This is a genomic window from Empedobacter sp. ULE_I140, from assembly GCF_053482575.1.
Genome location: NZ_JBQMTX010000001.1, coordinates 2,299,108 through 2,324,765 on the forward strand (window position 1 = coordinate 2,299,108; position 25,658 = coordinate 2,324,765).

The 25,658-nt window shown below is 30.9% G+C and carries 26 protein-coding genes; 15 read left to right on the top strand and 11 right to left on the bottom strand.

Going from position 1 to position 25,658, the window contains the following annotated elements:
• Positions 1 to 148 precede the first annotated feature (148 nt).
• The gene (locus ACTS9J_RS10950) at positions 149 to 1,354 is read right to left on the bottom strand and encodes an amidohydrolase family protein (protein ID WP_448353237.1); all 1,206 of its coding nucleotides are present in this window, start codon (positions 1,352 to 1,354) and stop codon (positions 149 to 151) included.
• A 484-nt stretch (positions 1,355 to 1,838) separates the two neighbouring features.
• Between ACTS9J_RS10950 and ACTS9J_RS10955 the strand changes: the two genes are divergently transcribed.
• Genes ACTS9J_RS10955 through ribD form a run of 6 tightly spaced genes read left to right on the top strand, consistent with a single transcriptional unit; the run spans position 1,839 to position 8,308 of the window.
• On the top strand, positions 1,839 to 2,576 hold the full coding sequence (locus tag ACTS9J_RS10955) for a DUF4290 domain-containing protein (RefSeq protein ID WP_416410616.1): 738 nt from the start codon (positions 1,839 to 1,841) through the stop codon (positions 2,574 to 2,576).
• 24 nt (positions 2,577 to 2,600) lie between these two features.
• Positions 2,601 to 3,911 (top strand): UDP-N-acetylglucosamine 1-carboxyvinyltransferase, encoded by a 1,311-nt coding sequence (gene murA, locus ACTS9J_RS10960; RefSeq protein ID WP_125349822.1) that lies wholly within the window; start codon positions 2,601 to 2,603, stop codon positions 3,909 to 3,911.
• Positions 3,912 to 3,917: 6 nt separating this feature from the next.
• Positions 3,918 to 4,595, top strand: a complete 678-nt coding sequence (locus tag ACTS9J_RS10965; protein WP_038336669.1) for a DedA family protein — start codon at positions 3,918 to 3,920, stop codon at positions 4,593 to 4,595.
• Positions 4,592 to 5,329 (top strand): shikimate dehydrogenase family protein, encoded by a 738-nt coding sequence (locus ACTS9J_RS10970; protein ID WP_416410614.1) that lies wholly within the window; start codon positions 4,592 to 4,594, stop codon positions 5,327 to 5,329. The genes ACTS9J_RS10965 and ACTS9J_RS10970 overlap by 4 nt, the downstream gene beginning before the upstream one ends.
• Positions 5,330 to 5,383: 54 nt before the next feature.
• On the top strand, positions 5,384 to 7,246 hold the full coding sequence (locus ACTS9J_RS10975) for a DUF349 domain-containing protein (RefSeq protein ID WP_416410612.1): 1,863 nt from the start codon (positions 5,384 to 5,386) through the stop codon (positions 7,244 to 7,246).
• A 9-nt stretch (positions 7,247 to 7,255) separates the two neighbouring features.
• The gene (ribD, locus tag ACTS9J_RS10980; RefSeq protein ID WP_291062130.1) at positions 7,256 to 8,308 is read left to right on the top strand and encodes a bifunctional diaminohydroxyphosphoribosylaminopyrimidine deaminase/5-amino-6-(5-phosphoribosylamino)uracil reductase RibD; all 1,053 of its coding nucleotides are present in this window, start codon (positions 7,256 to 7,258) and stop codon (positions 8,306 to 8,308) included.
• Positions 8,309 to 8,347: 39 nt separating this feature from the next.
• Here the strand turns inward: ribD and ACTS9J_RS10985 are convergent, their stop codons facing one another.
• The gene (locus tag ACTS9J_RS10985; protein WP_313254566.1) at positions 8,348 to 8,815 is read right to left on the bottom strand and encodes a hypothetical protein; all 468 of its coding nucleotides are present in this window, start codon (positions 8,813 to 8,815) and stop codon (positions 8,348 to 8,350) included.
• Positions 8,816 to 8,907: 92 nt separating this feature from the next.
• Between ACTS9J_RS10985 and ACTS9J_RS10990 the strand changes: the two genes are divergently transcribed.
• Entirely contained in the window at positions 8,908 to 9,513 is a 606-nt protein-coding gene (locus tag ACTS9J_RS10990) for an IMPACT family protein (RefSeq protein ID WP_291062134.1), read from the top strand.
• On the top strand, positions 9,513 to 10,562 hold the full coding sequence (locus tag ACTS9J_RS10995) for an acyltransferase family protein (RefSeq protein WP_416410610.1): 1,050 nt from the start codon (positions 9,513 to 9,515) through the stop codon (positions 10,560 to 10,562). Before ACTS9J_RS10990 ends, ACTS9J_RS10995 begins: the two co-directional genes overlap by 1 nt.
• A gap of 252 nt (positions 10,563 to 10,814) precedes the next feature.
• On the opposite strand, the gene ACTS9J_RS11000 is transcribed toward ACTS9J_RS10995, so the two are convergent.
• Positions 10,815 to 11,312, bottom strand: a complete 498-nt coding sequence (locus tag ACTS9J_RS11000; RefSeq protein WP_244957947.1) for a hypothetical protein — start codon at positions 11,310 to 11,312, stop codon at positions 10,815 to 10,817.
• 29 nt (positions 11,313 to 11,341) lie between these two features.
• A complete protein-coding gene (locus ACTS9J_RS11005) occupies positions 11,342 to 11,869 on the bottom strand; it encodes a hypothetical protein (protein ID WP_147280012.1) in 528 nt (175 codons plus the stop codon).
• A gap of 174 nt (positions 11,870 to 12,043) precedes the next feature.
• Between ACTS9J_RS11005 and ACTS9J_RS11010 the strand changes: the two genes are divergently transcribed.
• From ACTS9J_RS11010 to ACTS9J_RS11020, 3 genes are all read left to right on the top strand, one after another.
• Positions 12,044 to 12,739, top strand: a complete 696-nt coding sequence (locus ACTS9J_RS11010; protein ID WP_291048991.1) for a hypothetical protein — start codon at positions 12,044 to 12,046, stop codon at positions 12,737 to 12,739.
• Between the two features lie 282 nt (positions 12,740 to 13,021).
• Positions 13,022 to 13,261 carry a helix-turn-helix transcriptional regulator gene (locus ACTS9J_RS11015; RefSeq protein ID WP_219035088.1) on the top strand — a complete coding sequence of 80 codons (240 nt, stop codon included), beginning with the start codon at positions 13,022 to 13,024 and terminating at the stop codon, positions 13,259 to 13,261.
• 97 nt (positions 13,262 to 13,358) lie between these two features.
• Positions 13,359 to 14,564, top strand: coding sequence for an IS256 family transposase (locus tag ACTS9J_RS11020; RefSeq protein ID WP_219035089.1), 1,206 nt, complete (start codon positions 13,359 to 13,361; stop codon positions 14,562 to 14,564).
• 86 nt (positions 14,565 to 14,650) lie between these two features.
• Here the strand turns inward: ACTS9J_RS11020 and ACTS9J_RS11025 are convergent, their stop codons facing one another.
• On the bottom strand, positions 14,651 to 15,121 hold the full coding sequence (locus ACTS9J_RS11025; RefSeq protein WP_135835150.1) for a DUF1810 family protein: 471 nt from the start codon (positions 15,119 to 15,121) through the stop codon (positions 14,651 to 14,653).
• Positions 15,122 to 15,184: 63 nt separating this feature from the next.
• Complete coding sequence (gene argS, locus ACTS9J_RS11030) at positions 15,185 to 16,957, bottom strand: arginine--tRNA ligase (protein WP_286475224.1); 1,773 nt, start codon at positions 16,955 to 16,957, stop codon at positions 15,185 to 15,187.
• Positions 16,958 to 17,067: 110 nt separating this feature from the next.
• On the opposite strand from argS, the gene ACTS9J_RS11035 reads away from it, so the two are divergent.
• The gene (locus ACTS9J_RS11035) at positions 17,068 to 18,423 is read left to right on the top strand and encodes a DEAD/DEAH box helicase (protein ID WP_125349811.1); all 1,356 of its coding nucleotides are present in this window, start codon (positions 17,068 to 17,070) and stop codon (positions 18,421 to 18,423) included.
• Between the two features lie 28 nt (positions 18,424 to 18,451).
• Here the strand turns inward: ACTS9J_RS11035 and msrA are convergent, their stop codons facing one another.
• The 3 genes from msrA to ACTS9J_RS11050 all read right to left on the bottom strand — a co-directional run bounded on the left by msrA (position 18,452) and on the right by ACTS9J_RS11050 (position 20,499).
• Positions 18,452 to 18,985 (bottom strand): peptide-methionine (S)-S-oxide reductase MsrA, encoded by a 534-nt coding sequence (gene msrA, locus ACTS9J_RS11040; RefSeq protein ID WP_448353238.1) that lies wholly within the window; start codon positions 18,983 to 18,985, stop codon positions 18,452 to 18,454.
• Positions 18,986 to 19,051: 66 nt separating this feature from the next.
• Complete coding sequence (locus tag ACTS9J_RS11045; RefSeq protein ID WP_115001022.1) at positions 19,052 to 19,513, bottom strand: Lrp/AsnC family transcriptional regulator; 462 nt, start codon at positions 19,511 to 19,513, stop codon at positions 19,052 to 19,054.
• Positions 19,514 to 19,620: 107 nt separating this feature from the next.
• Complete coding sequence (locus ACTS9J_RS11050) at positions 19,621 to 20,499, bottom strand: IS982 family transposase (protein ID WP_219034401.1); 879 nt, start codon at positions 20,497 to 20,499, stop codon at positions 19,621 to 19,623.
• Positions 20,500 to 20,829: 330 nt separating this feature from the next.
• Between ACTS9J_RS11050 and metK the strand changes: the two genes are divergently transcribed.
• Positions 20,830 to 22,089 carry a methionine adenosyltransferase gene (gene metK, locus ACTS9J_RS11055; RefSeq protein ID WP_038336123.1) on the top strand — a complete coding sequence of 420 codons (1,260 nt, stop codon included), beginning with the start codon at positions 20,830 to 20,832 and terminating at the stop codon, positions 22,087 to 22,089.
• A 59-nt stretch (positions 22,090 to 22,148) separates the two neighbouring features.
• Here metK and ACTS9J_RS11060 read toward each other — a convergent pair whose 3' ends face one another.
• A complete protein-coding gene (locus ACTS9J_RS11060; protein WP_448353239.1) occupies positions 22,149 to 22,526 on the bottom strand; it encodes a hypothetical protein in 378 nt (125 codons plus the stop codon).
• A 95-nt stretch (positions 22,527 to 22,621) separates the two neighbouring features.
• Positions 22,622 to 23,005 carry a hypothetical protein gene (locus ACTS9J_RS11065; RefSeq protein ID WP_221856850.1) on the bottom strand — a complete coding sequence of 128 codons (384 nt, stop codon included), beginning with the start codon at positions 23,003 to 23,005 and terminating at the stop codon, positions 22,622 to 22,624.
• Positions 23,006 to 23,152: 147 nt separating this feature from the next.
• Between ACTS9J_RS11065 and fabG the strand changes: the two genes are divergently transcribed.
• The gene (gene fabG / locus ACTS9J_RS11070; protein ID WP_038336119.1) at positions 23,153 to 23,896 is read left to right on the top strand and encodes a 3-oxoacyl-[acyl-carrier-protein] reductase; all 744 of its coding nucleotides are present in this window, start codon (positions 23,153 to 23,155) and stop codon (positions 23,894 to 23,896) included.
• An 82-nt stretch (positions 23,897 to 23,978) separates the two neighbouring features.
• The gene (menD, locus tag ACTS9J_RS11075; RefSeq protein ID WP_280051849.1) at positions 23,979 to 25,649 is read left to right on the top strand and encodes a 2-succinyl-5-enolpyruvyl-6-hydroxy-3-cyclohexene-1-carboxylic-acid synthase; all 1,671 of its coding nucleotides are present in this window, start codon (positions 23,979 to 23,981) and stop codon (positions 25,647 to 25,649) included.
• Positions 25,650 to 25,658 lie beyond the last annotated feature (9 nt).

Consider the following 25,658-nt stretch of genomic DNA (forward strand, 5'->3'; position numbering starts at 1 on the left):
TTCAAAATCAACATTTTTATAAATAAACCATTGACTTTTTCAACAAATTTCAAGCCGATAAATAAGATCTAAAATTTCTAATTTTTACAACTAAAAAAACGAGGTAAATAAAAATTAACCTCGTTTTTTTTTATAATGTACGATAATTTTACTTTTTCGTTTTAATTGTATTCTTATAAATCTGACCATCTTTAATAATTACTAAAAAGTTTTTATCAGGATTAGCAATTAATGATAAATCTTTCAAAGGATTTCCATCAACCAAAATCAAATCTGCTAAAGCTTGTTCTTCTACAACACCTAATTTCCCTGGATATGGACTTCTTAAACCAGATAATTGCAACAGTTCTCCATTATCTTGTGTTATCATTTTCAAAATTTCAGCATTTGTAAACCATTTTTGAAGACGTAAAATATAACTATTTTGCTCATCATTCAACTCAGGTTCAAACAAGAAATCCGTTCCCCATGCGAGCTTCACACCAAGTTTTTTTGCTAATGGCCAAACTTTATCTTGACCATCCAAAACTGGTTTACGTTTTTCTTTTCGCTGCTCGTCCATGTTTTCATTATTATCCATCAAATTTTGAAGGCTTAACCAAACACCTTTTTTAGCAAGAATTTTCAAAGTTTCTTCATCTAACATTTGACCATGCTCAATTGACTTCACTCCTGCTTCCACAGCGCGTTGCACAGCTCTCGGCGTATAGGCATGTACCATTACATACGTTCCCCAATCTTCAGCAGCATCAACAGCCGCTTTCATTTCGTCAAAAGTATATTGCGTAACATCAATCGGATCATAAGCAGAAGACGTTCCACCACCTGCCATCAATTTGATTTGACTCGCACCAAAGCGTAAATTTTCTCTTGTTGCTGTCAAAACTTCATCTCTTCCATCAGCAATAAAAGTAGCTCCTAATTCCTCTGCACGAGATGCTTTTCCAAAGAATCTACGAGAACGTTCATCAGGAGTTCTAAAATCTCCGTGACCAGCCGTTTGACTAATCGTTGCGCCTGAAGGCCAAATTCTAGGCCCTGCAACTTTACCTTTATCAATGGCTAATTTCAAAGGAAAAATTGGCCCTCCAGCATCACGAACACTTGTAAAACCGCGCATCAACATTTTGTGGGAAGCTTCGCCAACTTTATTCATTAACATTTCTTCTGACATATCTGGCGACATCATTTGCGTCATCGTCAATGAACCAAATACCATATGTACATGAACATCAATTAAACCTGGCATCAATGTTTTTCCTCCTCCATTAATTTTTACAACATCTTGATTAGGTGAAGAAATTTTTGCAGAACTAATTTTTTCAATTTTTTGACCAGAAACCAAAACATTCATCGCGATGTTAATGCTTGAGTTTGATGATCTAAAATCCTAACATTTTCAATCAGGAACTGTTTTGTTTGAGCAAAAGTAAAAGTGGTAGCGAGAAAAAAAAGTGCTATTATCGACTTTATTTTCATAATTTATTGTTTAATTGCCCTAAAGATACGTTGAATGCGTGTAATTTGAGGATAAAGTTTAAATTAAAAATATATTCATTTAAATCATTCAAACAAAAACCCAAATTTACTTTTTATTAAAAGAAAATACTATATTTGTTGACAACCAAAAGGTTTTAACTTAATTTTCCTTGGTGATAAAGATTTTTAACTGTTTTGAATTAAATAGACAAAATCTTGTTTTACGGCTTATCTTCTTCCGACTATAATCGTTTTTTAAGGAATAAAATTTAATAAAAAATTAGCAATCAATACACCTTTTCTACCCAAATAATCGGATAGAATTTTGTAAATTTGTAACCAATACATTAGAAAATTTAATGGAATATAATACACTTCGTTCGCAATTGATTATTCCAGAATATGGTCGTCATATTCAAGAAATGGTAAATCATTGTAAAACAATAACAGACGAAACAGAACGCAACGGATTTGCCGAAATTATAATTGAAGTAATGGGAGAATTAAATCCTCACTTGCGCGATGTACCAGATTTTCAACATAAACTTTGGGATCAACTTTTTATCATGGCAGAATTTGATTTGGATGTAAAATCTCCTTATCCAATTCCGACAAAAAAAGATACGGTAAATAGTAAACCAAATAAAGTAGAATATCCAAAAAGCATCTATAAATACAGATATTACGGAAACAATATTCGTAAAATGATTGATGTTGCTGTAACGTGGGAAGAAGGCGAAAAACGCGAAGGTTTGTACTTTGCGATTGCCAATCACATGAAAAAATGTTATTTACTTTGGAATAAAGATACTGTTGATGATCAAGTTATTTTTAATCATTTGTACGAATTATCTGATGGTAAAATTGATTTGAGAAAAGTTGATGATCATTTGGTTTCACCTGATCGTTTGAATTCGAATAATAATCATTCAAACAACAATCAAAACAATAGAAGTTACCAAAACAATAATCGTAATCATCAAAATAACAACAATCGAAATAATAACCAAAATTCGAATAATCGTCAAAACAACAATAACCGAAATAATCAAAATAACAACAATCGAAACCAAAACATTCGAAACAATAAAGGTTAAATCAAAACTATTTAATACAAGTAAATGGCTACATTTCAAATAAAGGGAGGGAAACCTTTGAAAGGAGAAATTACTCCGCAAGGTGCTAAAAATGAAGTACTACAAATTTTATGTGCGGTTTTATTAACCAATGAACAAGTTCGTGTTAAAAATATTCCAGACATCCGAGATGTCAATCGTTTGATTGAAATTTTGGGTGATTTAGGCGTAAAAACACAAAAAAATGGAAAAGGAGATTTCACTTTCCAAGCAGACGAATTACGATTAGATTATTTAAAAGGAAAACAATTTCGCAAAGATGGTGCTGCTTTACGTGGATCGATCATGTTAATGGGACCACTTTTAGCTCGTTTCGGAGAAGCTTTTATGCCAAAACCAGGAGGAGATAAAATTGGACGTCGTCGTTTAGATACGCACTTCGAAGGTTTCTTTGCTTTAGGAGCTAAATATCGTTTCAATCCTGACGAAGATTTCTATGGTGTAGAAGTCGACGAAAACGGATTGCAAGGTTCGTATATGTTATTAGAAGAAGCTTCTGTAACAGGAACTGCAAATATTATTATGGCTGCAGTTTTGGCGAAAGGAACAACAACTATTTACAACGCTGCATGCGAGCCTTACATTCAACAATTGTGTAAAATGTTGAACAGAATGGGTGCTAAAATTTCTGGAATCTCTTCTAATCTTTTAACGATTGAAGGAGTTGAGAAATTAGGCGGAACTGAACATACATGTTTACCAGATATGATCGAAATTGGATCTTGGATTGGTTTAGCAGCAATGACAAAATCTGAATTAACAATCAAAAATGTTTCGTGGGAAAATTTAGGTGTTATTCCAGATTTTTTCAGAAAATTAGGAATCAAATTAGAACGTCGCGATGACGATATTTATATTCCAGCTCAAGAACATTACGAAATCGAGCGTTTTATTGACGGTTCTATTTTAACTATTTCTGATGCGCCATGGCCAGGATTTACACCAGATTTATTATCAATTATTTTAGTAATTGCAACACAGGCAAAAGGAAGTGTTTTGATTCACCAAAAAATGTTCGAATCTCGTTTATTCTTCGTAGATAAATTAATCGATATGGGGGCGCAAATTATTTTATGTGATCCGCACCGTGCAACAGTAATTGGTCTTAATCACGAAACTCCGTTGAAAGGAGCCGAACTAACCTCGCCAGATATTCGTGCCGGTATGTCTTTATTGATTGCTGCACTTTCTGCGAAAGGAAAAACTGTTATTCATAATATCGATCAAATTGACCGTGGTTACGAAGATATCGATGTACGTTTACGTGCTATTGGAGCTGATATAATTAGAGCTTAAAAAAAAATGCAATCTATTATTGAGTTTATCACCAATTTTGTTCAACGCCCAGACAAGGTATTAATGGACATTATCAATAATTACGGTTATTGGATATATGTTATTTTATTCCTGATAATTTTCGCCGAAACTGGTTTAATTATCATGTCATTTTTAATGCCTTTTTTACCTGGAGATGCACTAATTTTTTCGATTGGAATGATTGCAGCAAGCGATGACCAAAACCATTTGCATATCGAATATATTATTCCATTACTAATGGTTGCAGCAATTCTTGGTGATAACGTAAATTATTATGTTGGACGAAAATTTGGCGGTTGGATTTTAGGACGAAAAGACTCATGGTTTCTTAAAAAGAAACATATCGAAAAAGCAACAGAATTTTTTAACGAAAATGGTAAAAAAGCAATTATTATTGCTCGTTTTATGCCTGTTGTTCGTACTATAATTCCATTTATTTGTGGTGTTACAAACCTTAATTATCGCACATTTATTACTTATAGTTTTATAGGCGCGGTGCTTTGGGTTGGCGTTATTTCGCTTTTGGGACACACATTAGGTCAGTTTGACATTGTAAAAAATAATTTAGAGAAATTCATTTTCGGAATTATATTATTGGCGAATATGCCGTTAATTATCCGAATCGTGAAAGCTCAATTCAATAAAAATAAAACAGAAGAATGAGACAATTTGGATTAATCGGAAGAAATATTTCTTATTCATTTTCTAAATCTTATTTTGCTGAAAAATTTAAAAACGAGAACATTGTAGACGCTGTCTACAATGTTTTTGATTTACAGCAAATCGATGAAGTAGAAAAAGTATTCGAAACCGAAGGTTTAGTGGGCTTTAATGTCACAATTCCTTACAAACAAGAAATCATTCCATTTTTGTACGAATTATCGCCAGAAGCCAAAGCAATTGGTGCGGTAAATACTGTTTTGATACAAGATGGAAAACGAATCGGGCATAATACAGATTGTTACGGCTTTCATCATTCGATAGAACCTCTTTTAGAACCTCATCACAAAAAAGCGTTGATTTTAGGAAATGGAGGCGCTGCAAAAGCGGTTTTATATATTCTTGATTTATTGAAAATTGACTATAAAATTGTTTCGAGAACAAAAACCGAAAATCATTATTCATATGATGAATTAAATAAAGAAATCATTCATAATCATCAAGTTATTGTGAATTGTTCGCCAGTTGGTACTTTTCCAACTATTGAAAACGCTCCACTTCTACCCTATCAATATATTAACGAAAATCATTTATTGTACGACTTAATTTACAATCCACCATTGACAAAATTTTTAGAAAATGGTCAACAAAATGGAGCCAAAATAAAAAATGGTCACGAAATGTTGGTTCTACAAGCCGAAAAAGCTTGGGAAATTTGGAATAATCGTACAAAATAGACTTGATATTGTCCTCAAATTTTATTAGATTTGAGAAACAAAACATATCTTCTTATGAATACTGAAATGGATAACCTGCAAAATGCAGACGGAGAACAATTACCTAAACCTGCAACTACAAAAGACTCTAACACGGAATCTTATAAAACGGAAGAGTTAACGAACCAAGAAAAAATAAGCGATATTTCGTTCAAAGATTACGAAACATTTAGTTTTGATGTTTTGATTAACGAAGCAAAAAATCTATTAAGCAAATATGATGTTCAAGAGATTCGCGAGCATTTTAATCAAATTCGTGATGCATTCAAAGCTAAATTAGAAGAAGATGAAGCTGCGAAAAAAGAGGCTTTCTTAAGTGAAGGTGGTAATGAATTAGATTTTAAATACGAAACATCTTTTAGAGCAAAATTTAATGCTGTTTACAACGATTTTAAAAATCAATTAGCACTTTTTCATAAAGAAAACGAAAAAAAGGAATCGGATAATTTAAAGGAACGTTTAGAAATTATTGACGAATTAAAAGCCTTGTATCAAGAACCAAGTGATTCTTCGGCAGTAATGTTCAAGAAATTTCGTGAGTTAAAAACTCGTTGGCACAATGCAGGAAGAATTCCGAGCAAAAATGCTGAAAATGTATTCAAAAATTATTTTTTTCATTTAGATAATTTCTACACATATTTGGATATGAATAAGGAATTGCAAACCTTAGATTATGCACATAATCTGGAAGTTCGTCAATCGATTATCAAACGTGCAGAAGAATTAATTGGAGAGCAAAACGTGCAAAAAGCTTTGAATGAATTGCAATATTTGCATCGTTTATGGAAAGAAGAAGCCGTCCCTGTACAAGAAGATTTGCGCGAACCAACGTGGCAAAAATTCAAAGAATTAACAAATAAAATTCATGACCGTAAAGGGGAATTGAATGAAAAAATAAAACAAGAGCAAAAAGATAATTTAGAAAAGAAGAATCAAATTATCGCTCGTATCAAAGAAATTTCTGAGCAAGCAACAACAAAATCGCATGGCGATTGGCAAAAAGCTATTTCTGAAATAAACTCTTTGCGTGAGAACTTTATCACAATTGGACGTGTTCCGAAAGATAAAAATTCTGCAACTTGGGAAGCTTTCAAAGAAGTGACAAGACAATTTAATCACATCAAAAATGATTTCTATAAAAATCTAAAATCAGAGCAACAACTGAATCTTGAAAAGAAATTGGCTTTGTTAGAAATTGCAAAACAACATACGGAAAGCACGGATTGGAATGCTTCTGTACAAGTGATTAAAAAAATCCAAAATGATTGGAAAAAAATTGGACATGTTCCAAGAAAAAATTCAGACAAAATCTGGAAAGAATTCAAAGATACATGTAATCAATTCTTTGATCGTTACAAAAAACGTCACGAACAAGCGAATCAAAAATTGGAACTAAATTTCGAAAAGAAACAAGCTTTCTTAAACGATTTCAAAAATCAAACGATTTCTGAAAACAAGGATGAAGCGTTGAAACAATTAGAAGAAATTCAACATAATTGGACAAGTTTAGGAAAAGTTCCATCAGAAAAAATTTCAATCAATCAAGAATTTACAGATGTTTACCACAAAAAATTAGATGCTTTAAATCTTTCTAAAAATGAATTGAACGATTATAAGTTGAAATCATTTGTCAATAAAGTAAAATCTGGAAATAATGGTAATTTATTGGATGATGAGATTAGAAAAACACGTAAAATAATTGAGGATTTAGAAAAAGAAATCAATCAATTGGATAATAATGTACATTTCTTTTCGAATGCAAATGAGAACAATCCTTTATTAAAAGATGTTTACAAACAAATTGACGATAAACGTAAAAAATTAATTGAAGCAGAAATCAAACTGAAAACATTATTCAATATTGATTTTAATGCATAATTTTTAGGCATGACACAACAATCTATCGATGAGCAATATATGGCTCGTTGTATACAAATTGCAACAAACGGGTTAGGAACAACATATCCTAATCCGTTTGTTGGTTCTATTATTGTACATAACAACAAAATTATAGGCGAAGGTTTTACGTCAGAATATGGTGGACCACACGCCGAAGTGAACGCAATTAATTCGGTTAAAAATCAAGAATTATTAAAGGAATCTACGTTATATGTTACGTTAGAACCATGTTCACATCACGGAAAAACGCCTCCTTGTGCGGATTTGATTATAGAAAAAGAGATTCCAAAAGTTGTAATCGGAACTCTAGATCCTTTTGCGAAAGTAAATGGACAAGGTTATTTGCGTTTGCTGAAAAATGGTGTTGATGTAACGCTGGGTGTTTTGGAAAAAGAATGTATCAAACTCAATAAGCGTTTTATAACATTTCATCAGAAAAAACGTCCATATATTATCTTAAAATGGGCGCAAACAGAAGACGGATACATGGGGCGTGATGATGTACAATTGTGGATTACAAACCAATATACAAAACAGTTAGTACATAAATGGCGAACGGAAGAACAAGCTATTTTGGTTGGAAAAAACACTGCTTTAATTGATAATCCACAACTTAACACACGATTATGGAAAGGAAATAATCCGTTGAGAATTGCGATTGACAAAAACTTAGCGATTCCGAGAAGTTTCCATTTGTTTGATCAAACACAACCTACTGTTATTTTTAATTCGATTGAAAATTGTTCTGAAGAAAATTTAGAACTTGTTCAATTAGATTTTACGCAAAAAATATTGCCACAAGTGATGGATTATTTATACGAAAACAATGTTCAATCCTTGATTATTGAAGGTGGAAGTGATACCATACAACATTTTATTGATGCTAATTTGTGGGATGAAGCACGAATTTTGAGTTCGGATACCATTTGGAATGAAGGAATTTTAGCTCCTCGACTGAAAGGAATTCGAACTGAAAAGCATCGTTTTTTGAATGATGAATTAAATATTTTCGAAAATAGATTAGATATACAAGAACCTTAGAAATGAGGTTCTTTTTTATTTATGATTTATTTGAATTTATTAAAATTTTCGTTTAATAATTATTTCAGAAAATTTATTCTTCTCAAATTCTATGTTATTTATTGATTCAACAAGAAAACTCATTTTATAAAATTTATTTTGTAGCTTAAATATTAATTTCCCACCAATATTATCAATTTTATAATTAAAAATATTTTGTTTTTTTGTTACATAGCAAAATGATGGTTCATTACAATTTTGGCAATCAATTAAATTTGCTTTATTATTTTTCAAAAATCTAAATTCTATTGTACGACAAAATTGAAATTTAGATTTTCCAATTGAACTATTATAAATCTTCAGATTTTCAGTTTTGTAAAACATACTATCTTGATTATCTGTAATAATTCTATAATTATAATCTTTCATTGAATTATTAATGATCCTTTTAAATTCCTTCTTTGAAATACTCTGGCAAAAAAGAATACTCGAACACATTAGTATGAATAAAAATAAATAAGCTTTCATTTATATTAAATTTTTTCACCATTCATAAATATAAAACCTTTTTTCTTTAAAAGTACTATTTAAACTATCTTTGCGCTACTTTTCAATACAACATGACGGACAATTATCGTACAATCGAGAAAGCGGTGGAAGATGTAATTTTCAAAGAATTGGGTAGTAAGTTTATTAATTTTGCTTATCCAGTTGAGAATGAAGATGACATCAAAATTTATTTGGATCAATTACACGAAATTCATCCCGATGCAAATCATCATTGTTACGCGTACGCTCTTGGAATAGATGGTAAAAATCATCGTGCAAATGATGACGGAGAGCCAAGTGGTTCGGCTGGTTTACCAATTTATAATCAAATTTTATCAAGCGAAATCACCAATGTTTTAATTGTTTCTGTACGTTATTTTGGCGGAACAAAATTAGGAATTCCTGGTTTGGTAAAAGCCTATAAATATGCGGCACAAGTTGTGTTAGAAGAAGCAAATATTGTAGAAAAATTTGTTTCAAAACGTGTGAAAATGGTTTTTAACTATGATCAACAAGGAATTGTAGAGCGCAATGTCGATCGTATTTCTGGTGATATTAAAGACAAACATTTTTCTGATAAATGCATGTTTACAATTTCGGTAAGAGAAAGTAAATTGGAAGAATTTATTCGCATGTTTGACGAGTATTATCAAATGGAAATTAAAATTATTGACTGATGCTAAACAGCTTAACTTCTTTACGTTTTTTCTTTGCTTTTGTTGTTTTTTTAAGCCATTTAACGTTTGTAAAAACCGATTTAGCTTGGTATAATTATCTAAAAAATAACGTCTTTTTCGAAGGTTATCTTGGTGTTGGTTTTTTCTTTATTTTGAGCGGATTTGTTTTGGCGCTTAATTACGAAAAGAAAGTCATCGACAATCCAAATTTTGATAAAAAGAAGTTTTATATCGCGCGAATTGCTCGTATTTATCCGCTTCATGTCCTAACCTTTTGTGTTATGTTGCCGTTTATTATCATCAATGTTTGGCAAGGTTATTTTCATTGGGATATTGCAGGTGCAAACTTATTTTTATTACAATCTTACATTCCGGTAAAAGACTTTTATTTCTCTATTAATAACGTTTCGTGGAGTATTTCGACCGAATTATTTTTCTATTTAATGTTTCCTTTTTATGTGATTTGGTTACATAAATTTCCGAAACTGAAATATATTTTATTACTAATTATTCCGATTATTATTTTTGCAGAACCTTATTTCAGAACAAATATGAAATTGGAAAAAGCGATTTTTTACATCAATCCAATTGTTCGCAGTTTCGATTTTATTTTAGGAATTATTACCTGTCAAATCTATAAAAAGATAAAAGATACGCCTATCAATTTTTCGAGAGGAACTTTAATAGAAATCGCTGCAATTGCTGTTTTGGCAATCTTTTTCTACTTCCACAATGATGTTGCGAGAGCTTTTCGTTACGGAATTTATTATTGGATTCCGATGGTTGGAATTGTCCTAATTTTTGCTTTACAAAAAGGTTTCTTTTCGAGAATTCTTCAACATAAAACATTGGTTTATTTAGGTGAAATTAGTTTTGCATTTTATATGATTCATATGATTGTGATAAAATATGGAAATCAATATTTACCGAAAATCAATGATTTTCAGAAAATTGGAATTTATTTCGTAATTGCTTTAATTTTAAGTGCATTAACGTTTGAATATTTTGAGAAACCCGTTGCGAAGTGGATCAAAGATAAAGTGAAGTAGTAGCGAGTATTTCTAAAAAATTAATTCAAATAGTTGATTATAACTGAGATTGTGACAATAATAATTGAAACAACAATCAAAATATCTAAGTAATTTATTTTTTTTGAACCAAAATTTGTAGTTCGTTTGCGTTTTCGTGAATACACTATTTCTTTGTTCATTTTTTAAAAGAAAATAAGCCGCGAGTTACCACGACTTATTTGTCAAATAATTAATAGTACATTATATAGTTAAAAGTTCTTAGTAATCCTATTACTGGTACTTGTAGCAACTTCCTGTTTTCTTTGCCGATTTACCTGTCATTTTATCAGATAATAGTAGAATAAATGGACATCTAACTTCTGCAGCTTGTTGTTTTAAAACTTTTTCTGCACGCTCATCTTTTCCATTTCCAGTTCTGAAGTTAATCATACCTGTTTTAGATTTTAAATCATCTCCTTTTTTCAAACCTGCAACCAAAGATTTATCTTCCAAAATAATCACTTTCCCCCAATCTTTATCGTCAGTAATTTCAATTTTATCAGAAACATCCTCAATACGAGTGCTTTTCCCGTAAAATACTTTATTAACAGAATATTTACTCAAAGACTGTATAGCATCTTCTCCATCATACGTATATTCTACTGTAAATTCTCCCACACGCTTAATCTGACCTTCGATAATCTCACCAGAATGTTTGTAAATTTTATCTACTTGTCCAAATGCTAGCGAAGCCATAAGACCTAACCCTAAAATAAAAATGTTTTTCATTGTTAATTGTTTTAAATATTGACTTAATTTTAATTGATTTCTAAAATACTTTCAGTTTCGTTGATTGTAATTATGGTTTTTAGAGGACTAGATTCCAGTAAACCATAATTTTCTTTTAGATTGGTGGTCGGTTTTTTCAATAAATCAATTAATTGATCAATTGATTCTTGATAAATTTTCTTTTTTGTAGAGTTCTTAACTAAAGAGATATAATACGTCTTATAGTTTTTCTTAATTGGAGCTTCTTTTTCTATTTCTTCTGCAATATTTTTAAAGAAACTTGTTCTATTTTCAGAATTTTTGACCACAATACGCTTTATATTTTTCCCTTCAGTTTCAACCTCAATATTCAACGTATATGGTTCAATTTTTACTGAATTGTACATTACTTTTTGGTTTCCAAAATTATCTTCAATAGATGTAGAAGAAACCTTATAAAAATCCTCTAACTCATTTACACGATTTCCAATAAATTGTTTTAAATTTTTGTAATCCAAATTTTGAGAGAAACCTAAACTACACAACAGTAGTAATAAAGTAGATAAAATAATCTTCATTTTTAATAAATAATTAGCTATTAACACCAGATTTATGTGCTAAATAAATTCTTTGCAAATTTTAGGATTCAGTACTTAAATTCCTATTTTTGCAGGAGTAGTTATGAGGTAGTTTAACGATTACTACCTACAGGTAGTTGAATTACTTTACTAAATATCAGTTATATAATAAAAATGAATAACAAAACACTTTTTATATTCTTTACTCTATTTTTTACCCAGGTAGGGACAGGAAACACTATAAATTCCGAAATTCTAAAGAAAAAAATTTCATCTTATAATGAAATTGGTTCATTTGATAAATCAATTATCAAATTGGATAGTATTATACATTCTAAAAACGTAACGAATTACGATTTATATAATTTGTATTTGTTAAAATATCTTACGTATAAAACATTATTAAATTATCCAGAAGCAGAAGAAAATTTAAACGTTGCTGAAAAATATGGTTTAAAGAGTTCGAAATATAAAGTCGAAGTTGAGACAAGAGTTTTAATTGAACGAATCTTCATCCAATTTGATTATTTAAAATATGATAAGGTTAAGGAATTGCTTCAAAAAGTAAATAAATCTAATTTAAAATATTTGGATGCAGAAACTTATGGCTTTTATATTTCTGTTTTAGGCACAATGAATAGTTTAAATAAAAATTATATTCAGGCAGAAAAAGATTATTTGGAAGGTATAGAAATTTTGAAGCAAAAATCTCCCAAACATTTACCTAATATTTATAGAAAGCTTTTACACTTATATACAGAAACAAAGGACAATAAGAAGGCTTTAGAAGCTTTTAACAAAGGTTTGTATTATGCAAAACATTATAGTATAAAACTTTATATTTTGAATATGTATGAATCTCTTACTTAGTATTATGCGCAGAATGAAGATTGGGAAAAAGCATACAAAACAAGATTAATTGTAAATGATCTTGCAACTGATTATGATGCAATTAATCAAAGTGGAAAATTACAAAATTTAGAACGAGAAATTATTAATAAACGAAATGATTTAGAAGTTCGAAATCAAAAAAATATCCGATTATTTCTAGTTATTATTTCTACAATTCTAATCATATTATTAATTGTTCTTTATAAATTCTACAAGATAAACATCGAAAAAAGAAAACTTGTTGAAAATGAAAATGAACGGATGAGAAATAAACTTTCTGATTTGATTAATCATTCGAATAACGCAAATCAAGTTGAAAAGAAAATCATTTTAAGTGATTATAATCTTTCGGAAAGACAACTGGATATCATCGAATTAGTGAAGAAAGGATTTACAAATAAAGAAATTGCAACTGAACTCTATATTTCTGAGAATACCGTGAAATATCATTTAAAGGTTATTTACAATACTTTGGGAATAGAAAGTCGTAATTCGTTGTAAATAAAGGCAATATCCAAAAAACTGTGTAAACATAAATTAAGGTGGGTTTAGTAACTCACCTTATTTATTTTATTAAATTTATAAAACACAGTTTATTATGAAAAAATCTGTAGCCCAATTCATCCAAGATCAAGGTCATTTAGAAGGGATCAAAACCCAAGAAGATCTAAGTAAATTATTAAAAGAATTGCATTCTGATTTATTAGAAGCCATGCTACAAGGCGAACTTGAAGCCCATTTAGGTTACTCAAAAAATGAGAAAAGTGACAATTCCAATGCACGTAATGGCACAACTTCAAAACGTTTAAAAAGCGAATATGGGGAATCTACAATAGAGGTTCCTCGAGATCGAGAAGGAAGTTTTGATCCAATTATTGTCCCAAAACATCAATCCAAATCAGTTTCTGTTGAAAATATGGTTATTTCGTTATACGCTAAAGGTCTAAGTGTTTCGGATATTGAGCAGGAACTTTACGAATTATACGGCTATAAACTCTCTACATCAGCAATATCCATCATTACTGATAAAGTAAATAGTCAAGTTTTGGATTGGCAAAATCGTCCTCTAGAATCTATTTATTGCATTGTTTGGATGGATGGCATTGTGTTTAAAGTTCGTCAAGGCGGAAAAGTAATCAATAAAACGATTTATCTAGCTGTTGGTTTAAACCGTGAAGGTCACAAAGAAATCCTTGGAATGTGGCTTGGAGAGAACGAATCTGCTGCTTTTTGGCAAGGTGTGATGACGGATTTAAAAGCGCGTGGCGTAGAAGATATTTTGGTTACAGTAACTGATAATTTAAACGGATTTACACAATCTATAACCAATATTTTCCCTCAAGCGAACACACAAATTTGCGTGGTTCACCAGATTAGAAACTCTGCTCGATACGTAGTCTGGAAGGATAAAAAAGAATTTACCTCAGACATGAAACTCATTTACAATGCGCCAAACAGAGAGATGGCTGCTTTAGAATTAGATCGTTTTGCAGAAAAATGGATTCAAAAATATCCCTACGCAATGCAATCTTGGAGAAATAATTGGGACGAATTAACTGTATTTTTTGACTTTCCTATTGAAATCAGAAAAATTATTTACACCACCAACCTTATCGAAAATTTGAATGGAAAAGTCCGAAAATATACCAAAAATAAACTAGTATTCCCAACAGATGACGCGCTCAAAAAGTCAGTTTATCTATCGTTAATGCAAATCTCAAAAAAATGGACACAACCAATTCATAATTGGGGAATAATTTTAAATCAATTTTTAACTATATTTGAAAAAAGGGTTCAACTATAAAAAAGTCAAACCCACCTGAAATATATTTACACAAAATTTTGGACAGTGTCTAAATAAAAAATCTCGAGCAAATGCTCGAGATTTTTTTATTTATTCATTTGTTTCAATATACTTAATGTTTTTTTATCGACTTGATCTGCATAAAAAAACTTCAAAACATCTTTGATAATTTTTTCTTTCGGAACTATAAAGTTGAATAAAGTCAAACTTGATTTCAGTTTCATTGCATCATTTTTTCCGAAAATTAATTGCGGAATTACGCCTTTATGTTGCATTAATAATACAGATAAAACTTCTAAATAATTTCCCCAAAGTTCTTCATCTTTCACAAAAGCTCTCGCCTCTTCTTTTGAAGAAATCGAAAATTCTAATGACGAATCACTCGAACCTAATCCAACTAATTGAGGAAACATAAAAACAATCCAATTCGTTTGTTTTTTTCCTGCATGAACTTCCATTAAGATTTCATCATACACAAAACTTTGCGCATCGTGAAATCGTTTCAAATTAAATTTATCGTGAGGATCTTTTTGTTTCAGTAAATCTCCTATTTTCATATTGTAAAGTTAAAAAAATACCTCACCAAATTGATGAGGCATTTTATTTATTCTATAAGTCGATTACATTCTTTCTGGAACACCAATTCCTAATAAACGTAACGAATTCTGAATTGTATTTGCAACCCATTGAGAAAGATATAAACGGAAATTTTTCACGTTTTCATCTTCATTTTTCAAGATTGGATTGTTTTGGTAGAATGAATTAAATAATTTAACTAATTCATACACATAATTCGCAATCAAAGCAGGGCTCATTTCTGTTGCTGCTTTTTCTATCGTATCTTCGAAATCGTATAATGCACGAATAATTTCTTTTTCTGCATCATTCAATTCTATTGCATTTGCATCAAATTCTTTTGGGGATTCTTTTCTCAATAATGACTGAATACGCGCAAAAGTATATTGAATAAAAGGTCCTGTATTTCCATTAAAATCAACAGATTCTTTCGGATCGAATAAAATACGTTTCTTAGGATCTACTTTCAAAATGTAATATTTCAAAGCACCCATCGCAATTGTTTCGTACAACTCAGCTTTTTCATCATCAGACATTCCGTCTAATTTCCCTAATTCTTCAGAAATCTCTTTTGCTGTATTATAAACTTCTTGCATCAAATCATCTGCATCTACAACTGTTCCTTCACGAGATTTCATTTTTCCGTTTGGTAAATCAACCATTCCGTAAGACAAGTGATGTAAAGCATCAGCCCAAGAATAACCTAATTTTTTCAAGATTAAGAACAAAACTTTGAAGTGATAATCTTGCTCATTTCCTACAACATACGTTAATTCTTCTAACGTTGGATTATTTTTGAAACGCTCTACTGCAGTTCCTAAATCTTGTGTGATATAAACCGAAGTTCCGTCTGAACGTAAAACTAATTTTTCATCCAAACCTTCTGCAGTCAAATCAATCCAAACAGAACCATCTTCTCTTTTGTAGAAAACACCTTTGTTTAAACCATCTTCAACAATATCTTTTCCTAAAATGTAGGTATTCGATTCGTATAAATATTCGTCAAAAGCAACACCAAGACGTTTGTACGTTTTAGCGAAACCATCATACACCCAACCGTTCATTTTTTGCCAAAGCTCAATAACTTTTGGTTCATGTGCTTCCCATTGACGCAGCATTTCTTGTGCTTCTAAGAAAATTGGAGCTTCTTTTTTCGCTTCGTCTTCCGTTTTTCCTTGCGCTTCTAATTCTTTGATTTCTTGACGATAATGTTTGTCAAATTCCACATAATATTTTCCAACCAAATGGTCGCCTTTCATATTTGCAGATTCTGGTGTTTCACCATTTCCAAATTTTTCCCAAGCAATCATAGATTTACAAATGTGAATCCCACGATCATTAATAATTTGTGTTTTAATCACATTATTTCCTGCTGCTTCAATGATTTGAGAAACCGAAAATCCTAACAAATTATTACGGACATGTCCTAAATGCAAAGGTTTGTTTGTATTTGGCGATGAATATTCTACCATTACCGTTCTCGAATTTTCATCAACTTTTGTAATTCCAAAAGTTGAATTTTGAGCATTTTGAGTAAAATTTTCTAAAAATTCTACTGAACTTAAACTCATATTCAAGAAACCTTTTACAACATTAAACGCTGTAATTTTATTATTTTCAACCAAATTTTCACCGATTTTAGCACCGATTTCTTCTGGTTTACCTTTCAAAGTTCTGATTAATGGGAAAACAACCAATGTATAATCACCTTCAAACTCTTTCCTTGTAAACTGAATTTCAACAGATTCAGGGTTAATTTGATAAACGTTTTGAATCGCTTCTAAAACATTCTGCGTGATGTATTGTTTTAAACTCATTTTTATTCCTTTTTACTTAATCGAAATGCAAAAGTACGAAGTTTCAACGAATTTGAACGGATTGCACATTGAGTTTTTAAGAAGTCATCAAGAAAACTTATCTTTGCAAAATGAAAGCTACATTCGCGGATTTCGAATTAACAAAACAATTGAGTTCGGCTTTAGAAAAGTTGAATATCACAACCCCAACTCCAATTCAAGAAAAATCATTCAAACCGATTCTTTCTGGACGAGATATAATGGGAATTGCCCAAACAGGTACAGGTAAAACAATGGCTTACTTATTACCCTTGTTGAATACTTATCAATACTCTAAAACGAATCAACCAAAGATTGTTATTTTGGTTCCGACACGCGAATTAGTTGTTCAGGTTACCGATATTTTAGAGCAATTAACAGAGTTTATCAATGTTCGTGTTTTAGGAATTTATGGTGGTGTAAACATCAATACTCAAAAATTATTGGTGTATGAAGGCGTTGATATTTTGGTTGGAACACCAGGTCGTGTTTTAGATTTGGCGATAGACAATGTATTATCATTCAAAGAAATGAAGAAATTAGTGGTTGACGAATTTGACGAAATGTTGAGTTTAGGTTTTCGTCCGCAACTGATTCATTTATTTACAATGATGAGCGAAAAACGTCAAAACATTTTATTTTCTGCTACGATGACAGATCAAGTAGATGATATGTTACACGAATATTTCAAAAATCCTATTGAAATTTCCTTAGCTCGTTCAGGAACACCATTAGAAAAAATCACTCAATTGGCTATTCCAGTTGAGAATTTCAATACAAAATTGAATTTAATTGTTCATCAATTAGGAGACAAAGCAAAATTTGAGAAAGTTTTAATTTTCGCAAACAATAAAAAACATGCTGATTTAATCTTTAATCATTTAGATGAAATTTATCCAGATGAATTTGGAGTAATTCATTCTAACAAATCTCAAAATTATCGTTTGAGAACAATGGAAGCCTTTACCAGAGATGAATACCGAGGAATTATCACGACAGATATTATGGCTCGTGGTTTGGATATTCCTGATGTTACGCATGTTATCAATTTCGAAATTCCAGAAATTCCAGAACAATATATTCACCGAATTGGGCGTACAGGACGTGCGGATAAAAAAGGAGAAGCGATTTCTTATTTTTCTGAAAAGGAAATTGAACGTTTAGATGCTATTGAAGCATTGATGGATAAAGAGATTAACGAACTTCCTTTTCCTGAAGAGGACGTAAAAATAAATCCTGTAAAACGTGAATTTGAGAAAGATGTTGTAAAAATGAAACAACTTACAACTGTAAAAATTGAAGAACGTGGTGCAGCATTTCACGAGAAAAAAGATAAAAATAAAAAGGTGAATTTAGGTGGTCCTACAAAACGTAAACCACCAAAATCTAAACCTAAAAACCGTGGTCAGCAAAAACAAAAAGCGAAAGCACGTAAAAAAGGAAAATAAAATGAAAGCGACCAATTGGTCGCTTTTCTTATTTTAAAATCTGTTTGAATTTAGATTTAAATTTTGCAATTTTTGGTCCAACAACTGCCGAACAATATGGCTGATCTGGATTTTCATTGTAATAACCTTGATGATAATCTTCGGCTGGCCAAAATTTATCTAAAGGCTCTATTGTTGTAACGAATTTATCTTCATACAAAGTTCCGTTATCAAACTCTTTTAACGATTCTTCCGCTTGCTTTTTTTGTTCTTCTGATGTGTAAAAAATACTCGAACGATATTGTGTACCAACATCGTTTCCTTGTCTATTTAACTGTGTTGGATTATGTATATTCCAAAAAATTTCTAATAATTCTTTGTACGAAATCATTTCATTGTCAAAAGTAACTTCAACAACTTCCGCGTGATTTGTATCTGTATCACAAACCTGACGATAAGTAGGATTTTCTACATTCCCTCCTGCAAATCCAGAGATAGCCTGTTCTACTCCGTTTATCGAATTAAAAATTCCTTCCACACACCAAAAACAACCAGCTCCTAAAACTGCTATTTCCTTGCTCATGTCTTCTCTATTTTTACTTATTCAATCGAAAAAAAGTTCTAATTTATCAGAACCATTCTTATATTTTTATACCAATTGGAAAGCGGTATCATCTTTTACATCACCAATCACAAAAGTACTGTGAGTACTACCAATTACCTTTATTGTTGTTAGTTTATTTACCATAAAATCTCTGTATTCGTCCATATTTTCGAAAGACATTTTGATAATATAATCGTAATCACCACTTACATGATAACTCGCCTGAACTTCTTTTAAATTCACAATTTCGTTCTCAAAAATCTTGATATTATCAGCAGAATGTTGTTGTAACTTAATATGGCTAAATACCAAAAGTTCTCTGTTAATTAATCTTCTATTTACAAGCGCAACATATTTAGAAATAATTCCTGACTTTTCTAATTTCTTGATTCTTTCATGGATTGCGGTTGACGATAAATTTAACTTATCAGATAATTCTTTATAGGTAATTTTACTGTTTTCTTGTAGATACATTAGAAGCTGTTGATCGAGAGTGTCAAATTTCATTTCAATTAATTTTTTTCTAAAGTAACAATATTATTTTGAATAATTATCTATATAGATTAAAAAAAATAATCATTTACAGAAAATATATTTATAACCCGTTGTGCATTTTAAATAATTTGGGTTTTTAGATTATTAATATTTCGATTAAAGTATGTTTTATTAATGTACTGAACCACAGTAAGAGCAGTAATTTTAGCTAAAATTCTGGTTTTAAACCCTTCGAAAGTCTTTGCATAATTTCGTCTAATCATAAACTGATCACATAGTTGAGAAAATAACGTTTCAATTCTTTTTCGATACTTTTTGAATGGACAAAACTGAGGTTTATACTCTTTTTGATTGGATCTTTTCGGTGTTTCTAATCGAATATTAGCTTCATTAAATAAGTCAATTTGAATTGTTTGCGACAAATAACCTTTGTCCCCAAGTAGCAAACAATCATACATTTGAGTTTTAACATCTTTCAAAAAATGAATGTCATGAACAGATGCGGGACTGATATCAATACTCTGGAAAACACCATTTAAAGAACAAATAGCATGAAGTTTATAGCCATAAAAAGACATTTGCTGAGAAGCACAAAAACCTCTATTTGGTGCACTATACTGATGTTCTTTGCAAATTTTCGAGCGATTAATTCTTGCTATTTTACACACTTCCAACGGCATACTATCAACTATGAAACAATTTTCAAATTCATTAAATTCTTTCGCTAATTTGAGGCGAATACTATTAATTTGCTCTGATAATCTACGTTTTCTACGATTGTAAATACTACGCTCAATTTTACAACTTAACGCATTAGGAAGATTTCGAAATAAATGATTTTCACTATCAATACCCATAAATTCAGCTGTTAAAACAAGACTTATGAGTTCTAAATCAAAAAGTTTAGGTCTTCTACGTTGATAAATTAAAAGTGTATCTGTGGAAATTTTTCGTAGAACTTCCAATATTCTTTCGTAATTTGCAAGTAAGTTGTTCATTGTAAATGTTTTGTGGTTAAAGCAATTTACTGATTTTCAATCAAATGAACAACTTTATTATTTAGTAATCAAAATGCACAACGGGTATATTTATAATTTATTAAAACACACCGTTTTTGTTCTATTCTAAAAAAAGATAAAAAGTTAAACTCTATAATTTTTATATACTAATAAATGTTAAATATCTTTCTTTATTCATATTATTCATTGTATATTTGAGCTCGAAAAATCGAGAGGAAAGATTTGACTGATTGCAACCTCATAAAACAATTGCTAAAACAGGACTTCAGTTTTCTCCTTCCCTCTATCATTTTAAAAAAAAGTATAGAAATGTCATATTTATTTACGTCAGAATCAGTTTCTGAGGGGCATCCAGATAAAATTGCCGATCAAATTTCTGATTCAATTCTTGACCACTTTTTAGCATTTGATGCAAAAAGTAAAGTAGCTTGTGAAACTTTAGTAACGACTGGACAAGTTGTTTTAGCAGGTGAAGTAAAATCTAATTCTTACATTGATTTACAACGTGTAGCAAGAGAAACAATTGCTGAAATTGGTTACACGAAAAGTGAATATATGTTCGATGCAAATTCTTGTGGAATTTTATCTGCAATTCACGAACAATCTCCAGATATTAACCAAGGTGTAGACAGACAATCTGACGAAGAGCAAGGTGCTGGTGACCAAGGAATGATGTTTGGTTATGCTACAAGCGAAACTGAAAACTATATGCCTTTGGCGTTAGATTTATCGCACAGATTATTGAAAGAATTAGCGCATATCCGTAAATACGAAAAAGATTTGTTACCATATTTACGTCCTGATGCTAAATCTCAAGTAACAATTGAATATGATAATGACAACAAACCTGTTCGTATCGATACTATTGTAATTTCTACTCAACATGATGACTTCGCAAACGAAGAAGCAATGAGAGATAAAATTACAAATGACTTAGTAAGTATTTTAATTCCACGTGTAAAAGCGCAATTACCTGTTCATTTACGCGATTTATTTACAGATAGTATTACTTATCATATCAATCCTACAGGGAAATTCGTTATTGGAGGACCTCACGGAGATACAGGTTTGACTGGTCGTAAAATTATTGTAGATACTTATGGTGGTAAAGGTGCTCACGGTGGTGGTGCTTTCTCAGGAAAAGATCCATCAAAAGTTGACCGTTCTGCTGCTTATGCTGCGCGTCATATTGCTAAAAACTTGGTTGCAGCTGGTGTTGCTGACGAAGTTTTAGTACAAGTTTCTTATGCAATTGGTGTTGCTGCTCCAGTTTCTTTATTAGTAAATACATTCGGAACTCAAAAAGTTGAGTTAACTGAAGGAGAAATTTCTACAAAAGTTTCTGAAATCTTTGATATGAAGCCTTTCGCTATCGAACAAAGATTAAAATTAAGAAACCCAATTTACAAAGAAACTGCATCTTACGGACACTTAGGTAGAGAACCAAAAACAGTTTCAAAACGTTTTGAATCTGCTAATGGACAAGATGTTGTTGAAGTTGAAGTTGAATTATTCACTTGGGAAAAATTAGACTTCGTAGATCAAATTAAAACAGCTTTCGGATTATAATCTGAAATTTTAAATCATACTTAAAAAATCCACTCAATATTGAGTGGATTTTTTTATGATTAATTTTCACTAATCGAATTGACTAACCAATATCGTTTTCCATCTTTGTAAGAAATATTGATACTATCTCTAGAAAGCATAATCAGTTTTGTCGGTGTCCATCCCACATTTCGTAACGAATTGCTTCCTGTCATTTCCATTTGAATATTTTCTATCGGATCAATTTTTTGAGATGTGATAAAATCAAAATTATATAAATTCTTAGATTGAGAAACTTGCACTACTACACTATCTTGAACAATTCCTCCTAAAGAATCTTGAAAAATTATAAATCGTCTTTCATATTTTTCTTTATAAATAGTATTCAGACCATCATCTTCATTATTACAAGAAAATATCAGCATTAATAAAGAAGCAAAACATACAATCGTTCTCATAAAACATCATTTTATATTTAACTATTTTCAACTCAAAATATTGTACAAAAAAAAGACGCTCACAACTGAACGTCTTTTATTATTATTCCTAAAAATTATCTTGTTGCATTCGCAGTCCAAGTTTTACCATCTTTTGTATAAAGAATAGTTAATTTTGAATTATCAATTCTAATGTAAGATAATTCTGTTGCCCCAACACTTACTAAAGTATTGTCTCCTTTTTTCTCGAACTCAACTCCGTTCAAATCTGGAATTTTATCAGAAAAAGCAAAATTATACTTTGTTCCACTTGCAATTTTAGTTACAAATACACTTCCATTATCAGCAGAAAGGGTATTATTTCCATCAACATAACTTATTTTTCCTTTATAAGTTCCTGCAAAGAAATCATTGTTTGCTGGATCATCATCATCGCTACAAGCCGTAAATACAAATAAGGCAAAAAATGTTACCGCTAAAAATTTCAATAGATTCTTCATGTTTTTATATTTTTAATTTGGTTATAACAATCAATATTTTCAATTATAATACCATAAAATGTTAAAGAAAATTGATAAAGTAAATTTTAACATTTTTAACTCTCGTAAAAAATCGTATTTTTGAAGCAATATATAATACCTATAAACATGAATTTATTGCAAGGTAAAACAGCAATCGTTACAGGCGCAACTCGCGGTATTGGAAAAAGTATTGCTGAAGTTTTTGTTAAAAATGGCGCTAACGTTGCCTTTACTTATGCTTCTTCTGTAGAAAAAGCAAAAGCTTTGGAAGAAGAATTGGGACAATTCGGTAAAGTAAAAGGATATCAATCTGATGCTTCTGATTACGAAGCTGCTCAAAAATTAGTGGAAGATGTAATTGCTGAGTTTGGTCAAGTTGATATTGTAATTAATAATGCTGGAATTACAAAAGATAATTTGTTGATGAGAATGTCTGCAGAAGATTTCGAAAAAGTAATTCAAACAAACTTAAATTCGGCTTTCAACTTAACAAAAGCAGTGATCAAACCAATGATGAAACAACGTTCTGGATCTATCGTGAACATGTCATCTATTGTTGGAATCAAAGGAAATGCTGGACAAGCAAATTATGCTGCATCTAAAGCTGGTTTAATTGGTTTCTCTAAATCTGTTGCGTTAGAATTAGGTTCTCGTAACATTCGTTGTAATGCAATTGCACCAGGTTTCATCGAAACTGAAATGACAGAAGTTTTAGATCAAAAAGTGGTTGAAGAATGGCGCAATGGAATTCCATTAAAACGTGGAGGACAACCAGAAGACGTTGCAAATGCATGTTTATTCTTAGCTTCAGATTTATCAAGTTATGTAACAGGACAAGTTTTGAGTGTAGATGGAGGTTTACATACTTAATTCTTAAAAATATCATACTTTTTGAAAGGTTTTGTTTAGTAAATTTGCTAATCAAAACCTTTTATAATTTAAGACAACTACGTTGAGAAAAATATCAAATAAATTAAATGTTCAATTGATTGCCGAAACCTTTTTGGCTTTCGGAATTGATCATATCGTATTATCGCCAGGATCTCGAAACGGAGCATTAACAATGCAATTTGCGAATGACAAACGTTTCAAAACTTATAGTGTAATCGACGAACGTTCGGCAGGATTTGTCGCTTTGGGAATGGCACAGCAAATTCAGAAACCTGTTGTTGTTTGTTGTACTTCTGGTTCGGCAACGGCAAATTATTACCCAGCAATTACGGAAGCTTTTTTTCAAAATGTTCCTGTAATCGTGCTTTCTGCAGATCGTCCCGAGCATTTGGTTGATAATTTTGATGGACAAACCATTCGCCAAAAAGATATTTTTGAGAAACATTCAGTTCATAATGTACAACTTTCCGAAAGTGAAGAAACGGATGATTTAACGCGAAATATGTTGTTGACGAAATATGCGTTGATTGATTGTATGCACAAATCTGCGCCAATTCATATCAATATGCCTTTTTCTGAGCCTTTGTACGAATCTGTAACAACACCAGATATTGAAATTGATACAATTACAATTCCTGCAAAAGATTATCCAGAAATTGATGTAATTGATTTGATGAAACGTTGGAATGCTTCGACGCGTAAAATGATTTTGGTCGGATTACATCATCCTGATGCCAAATTTGATCATTTTGTAAAACAATTGGCGCAAGATGATTCGGTTGTTGTGTTAACAGAAGTAACATCAAATATTCATGATGAACGATTTTTCAATAAAATAGATCAAGTTATTTTCCCTTATTCGGAAGAAGAATTAGAAGCGTTGAAACCTGATATTTTATTGACAATTGGGCAAAATGTCGTTTCCAAAAAGATTAAAAAATTCTTACGTGATCAAAAGCCAACGCAACATTGGCATTTAGATGAATATTGGCAACCAGACACTTTCCAAGCATTAACAGATAAAATTGAGACGAAACCTGAATTGTTTCTAGAACAATTTGTTCCGTTTGTTAATCCAAAAGAATCAGAATATTACAACACATGGAATTCGATACGAGAAGCGAATAATATCAAACACAAAAATTACATCAATATGATTCCATTTTGTGATTTGAAAGCATTTGATTCCATTATTAGAAATTATCCTGAAAATTGGCAAATTCAGTACGGAAATTCAACCATTATTCGTTACGGATTATTGTATGATCACAACAATTCGAATCCTGTTTTTTGTAACCGCGGAACAAGTGGAATTGATGGCTCTACATCTACAGCGATTGGGGCTTGCATCGCTTTTGGTCAAAATACGGTGATGATTACGGGAGATATTTCGTTTTTCTATGATTCGAATGCGTTATGGAATGTAAACATGCCGAATAATTTCAGAATTATTTTGATCAATAATGGCGGAGGAAATATTTTCAAATTTATTCCTGGCCCATCTGAAACAGATGTTGTTGAAGATTATTTTGAAACAAAACATCATTTCACTGCCGAACATTTAGCTAAAATGTATGGTTTTGAATACCAAGTTGTTTCAAATTTAACTGATTTAGAAAATACTTTTGAAGATTTTTATGCAGAAAGTAATCGCCCGAAGATTTTAGAAATTGATACACGAAATTCTGCTAACGATGCTATTTTGAGAGGATATTTTAGTAGTTTGAAGTAAAAAATATTA

Bases quoted from the DNA above. Each gene is read 5' to 3' on its own strand.
- metK (WP_038336123.1), top strand. From the start codon at position 20,830: ATGTCATATTTATTTACGTCAGAATCAGTTTCTGAGGGGCATCCAGAT.
- ACTS9J_RS11060 (WP_448353239.1), bottom strand. From the start codon at position 22,526: ATGAGAACGATTGTATGTTTTGCTTCTTTATTAATGCTGATATTTTCT.
- ACTS9J_RS11015 (WP_219035088.1), top strand. From the start codon at position 13,022: ATGAGAAATAAACTTTCTGATTTGATTAATCATTCGAATAACGCAAAT.
- msrA (WP_448353238.1), bottom strand. From the start codon at position 18,985: ATGAGCAAGGAAATAGCAGTTTTAGGAGCTGGTTGTTTTTGGTGTGTG.
- ACTS9J_RS11005 (WP_147280012.1), bottom strand. From the start codon at position 11,869: ATGAAGATTATTTTATCTACTTTATTACTACTGTTGTGTAGTTTAGGT.
- ACTS9J_RS11025 (WP_135835150.1), bottom strand. From the start codon at position 15,121: ATGAAAATAGGAGATTTACTGAAACAAAAAGATCCTCACGATAAATTT.
- argS (WP_286475224.1), bottom strand. From the start codon at position 16,957: ATGAGTTTAAAACAATACATCACGCAGAATGTTTTAGAAGCGATTCAA.
- ACTS9J_RS10975 (WP_416410612.1), top strand. From the start codon at position 5,384: ATGAATACTGAAATGGATAACCTGCAAAATGCAGACGGAGAACAATTA.
- ACTS9J_RS11045 (WP_115001022.1), bottom strand. From the start codon at position 19,513: ATGAAATTTGACACTCTCGATCAACAGCTTCTAATGTATCTACAAGAA.
- ACTS9J_RS11050 (WP_219034401.1), bottom strand. From the start codon at position 20,499: ATGAACAACTTACTTGCAAATTACGAAAGAATATTGGAAGTTCTACGA.
- ACTS9J_RS11020 (WP_219035089.1), top strand. From the start codon at position 13,359: ATGAAAAAATCTGTAGCCCAATTCATCCAAGATCAAGGTCATTTAGAA.
- ribD (WP_291062130.1), top strand. From the start codon at position 7,256: ATGACACAACAATCTATCGATGAGCAATATATGGCTCGTTGTATACAA.
- ACTS9J_RS10990 (WP_291062134.1), top strand. From the start codon at position 8,908: ATGACGGACAATTATCGTACAATCGAGAAAGCGGTGGAAGATGTAATT.
- ACTS9J_RS10965 (WP_038336669.1), top strand. From the start codon at position 3,918: ATGCAATCTATTATTGAGTTTATCACCAATTTTGTTCAACGCCCAGAC.
- ACTS9J_RS11035 (WP_125349811.1), top strand. From the start codon at position 17,068: ATGAAAGCTACATTCGCGGATTTCGAATTAACAAAACAATTGAGTTCG.
- ACTS9J_RS10970 (WP_416410614.1), top strand. From the start codon at position 4,592: ATGAGACAATTTGGATTAATCGGAAGAAATATTTCTTATTCATTTTCT.
- fabG (WP_038336119.1), top strand. From the start codon at position 23,153: ATGAATTTATTGCAAGGTAAAACAGCAATCGTTACAGGCGCAACTCGC.
- ACTS9J_RS11065 (WP_221856850.1), bottom strand. From the start codon at position 23,005: ATGAAGAATCTATTGAAATTTTTAGCGGTAACATTTTTTGCCTTATTT.
- ACTS9J_RS10950 (WP_448353237.1), bottom strand. From the start codon at position 1,354: ATGAATGTTTTGGTTTCTGGTCAAAAAATTGAAAAAATTAGTTCTGCA.
- murA (WP_125349822.1), top strand. From the start codon at position 2,601: ATGGCTACATTTCAAATAAAGGGAGGGAAACCTTTGAAAGGAGAAATT.
- ACTS9J_RS10985 (WP_313254566.1), bottom strand. From the start codon at position 8,815: ATGAAAGCTTATTTATTTTTATTCATACTAATGTGTTCGAGTATTCTT.
- ACTS9J_RS10995 (WP_416410610.1), top strand. From the start codon at position 9,513: ATGCTAAACAGCTTAACTTCTTTACGTTTTTTCTTTGCTTTTGTTGTT.
- ACTS9J_RS10955 (WP_416410616.1), top strand. From the start codon at position 1,839: ATGGAATATAATACACTTCGTTCGCAATTGATTATTCCAGAATATGGT.
- ACTS9J_RS11000 (WP_244957947.1), bottom strand. From the start codon at position 11,312: ATGAAAAACATTTTTATTTTAGGGTTAGGTCTTATGGCTTCGCTAGCA.
- ACTS9J_RS11010 (WP_291048991.1), top strand. From the start codon at position 12,044: ATGAATAACAAAACACTTTTTATATTCTTTACTCTATTTTTTACCCAG.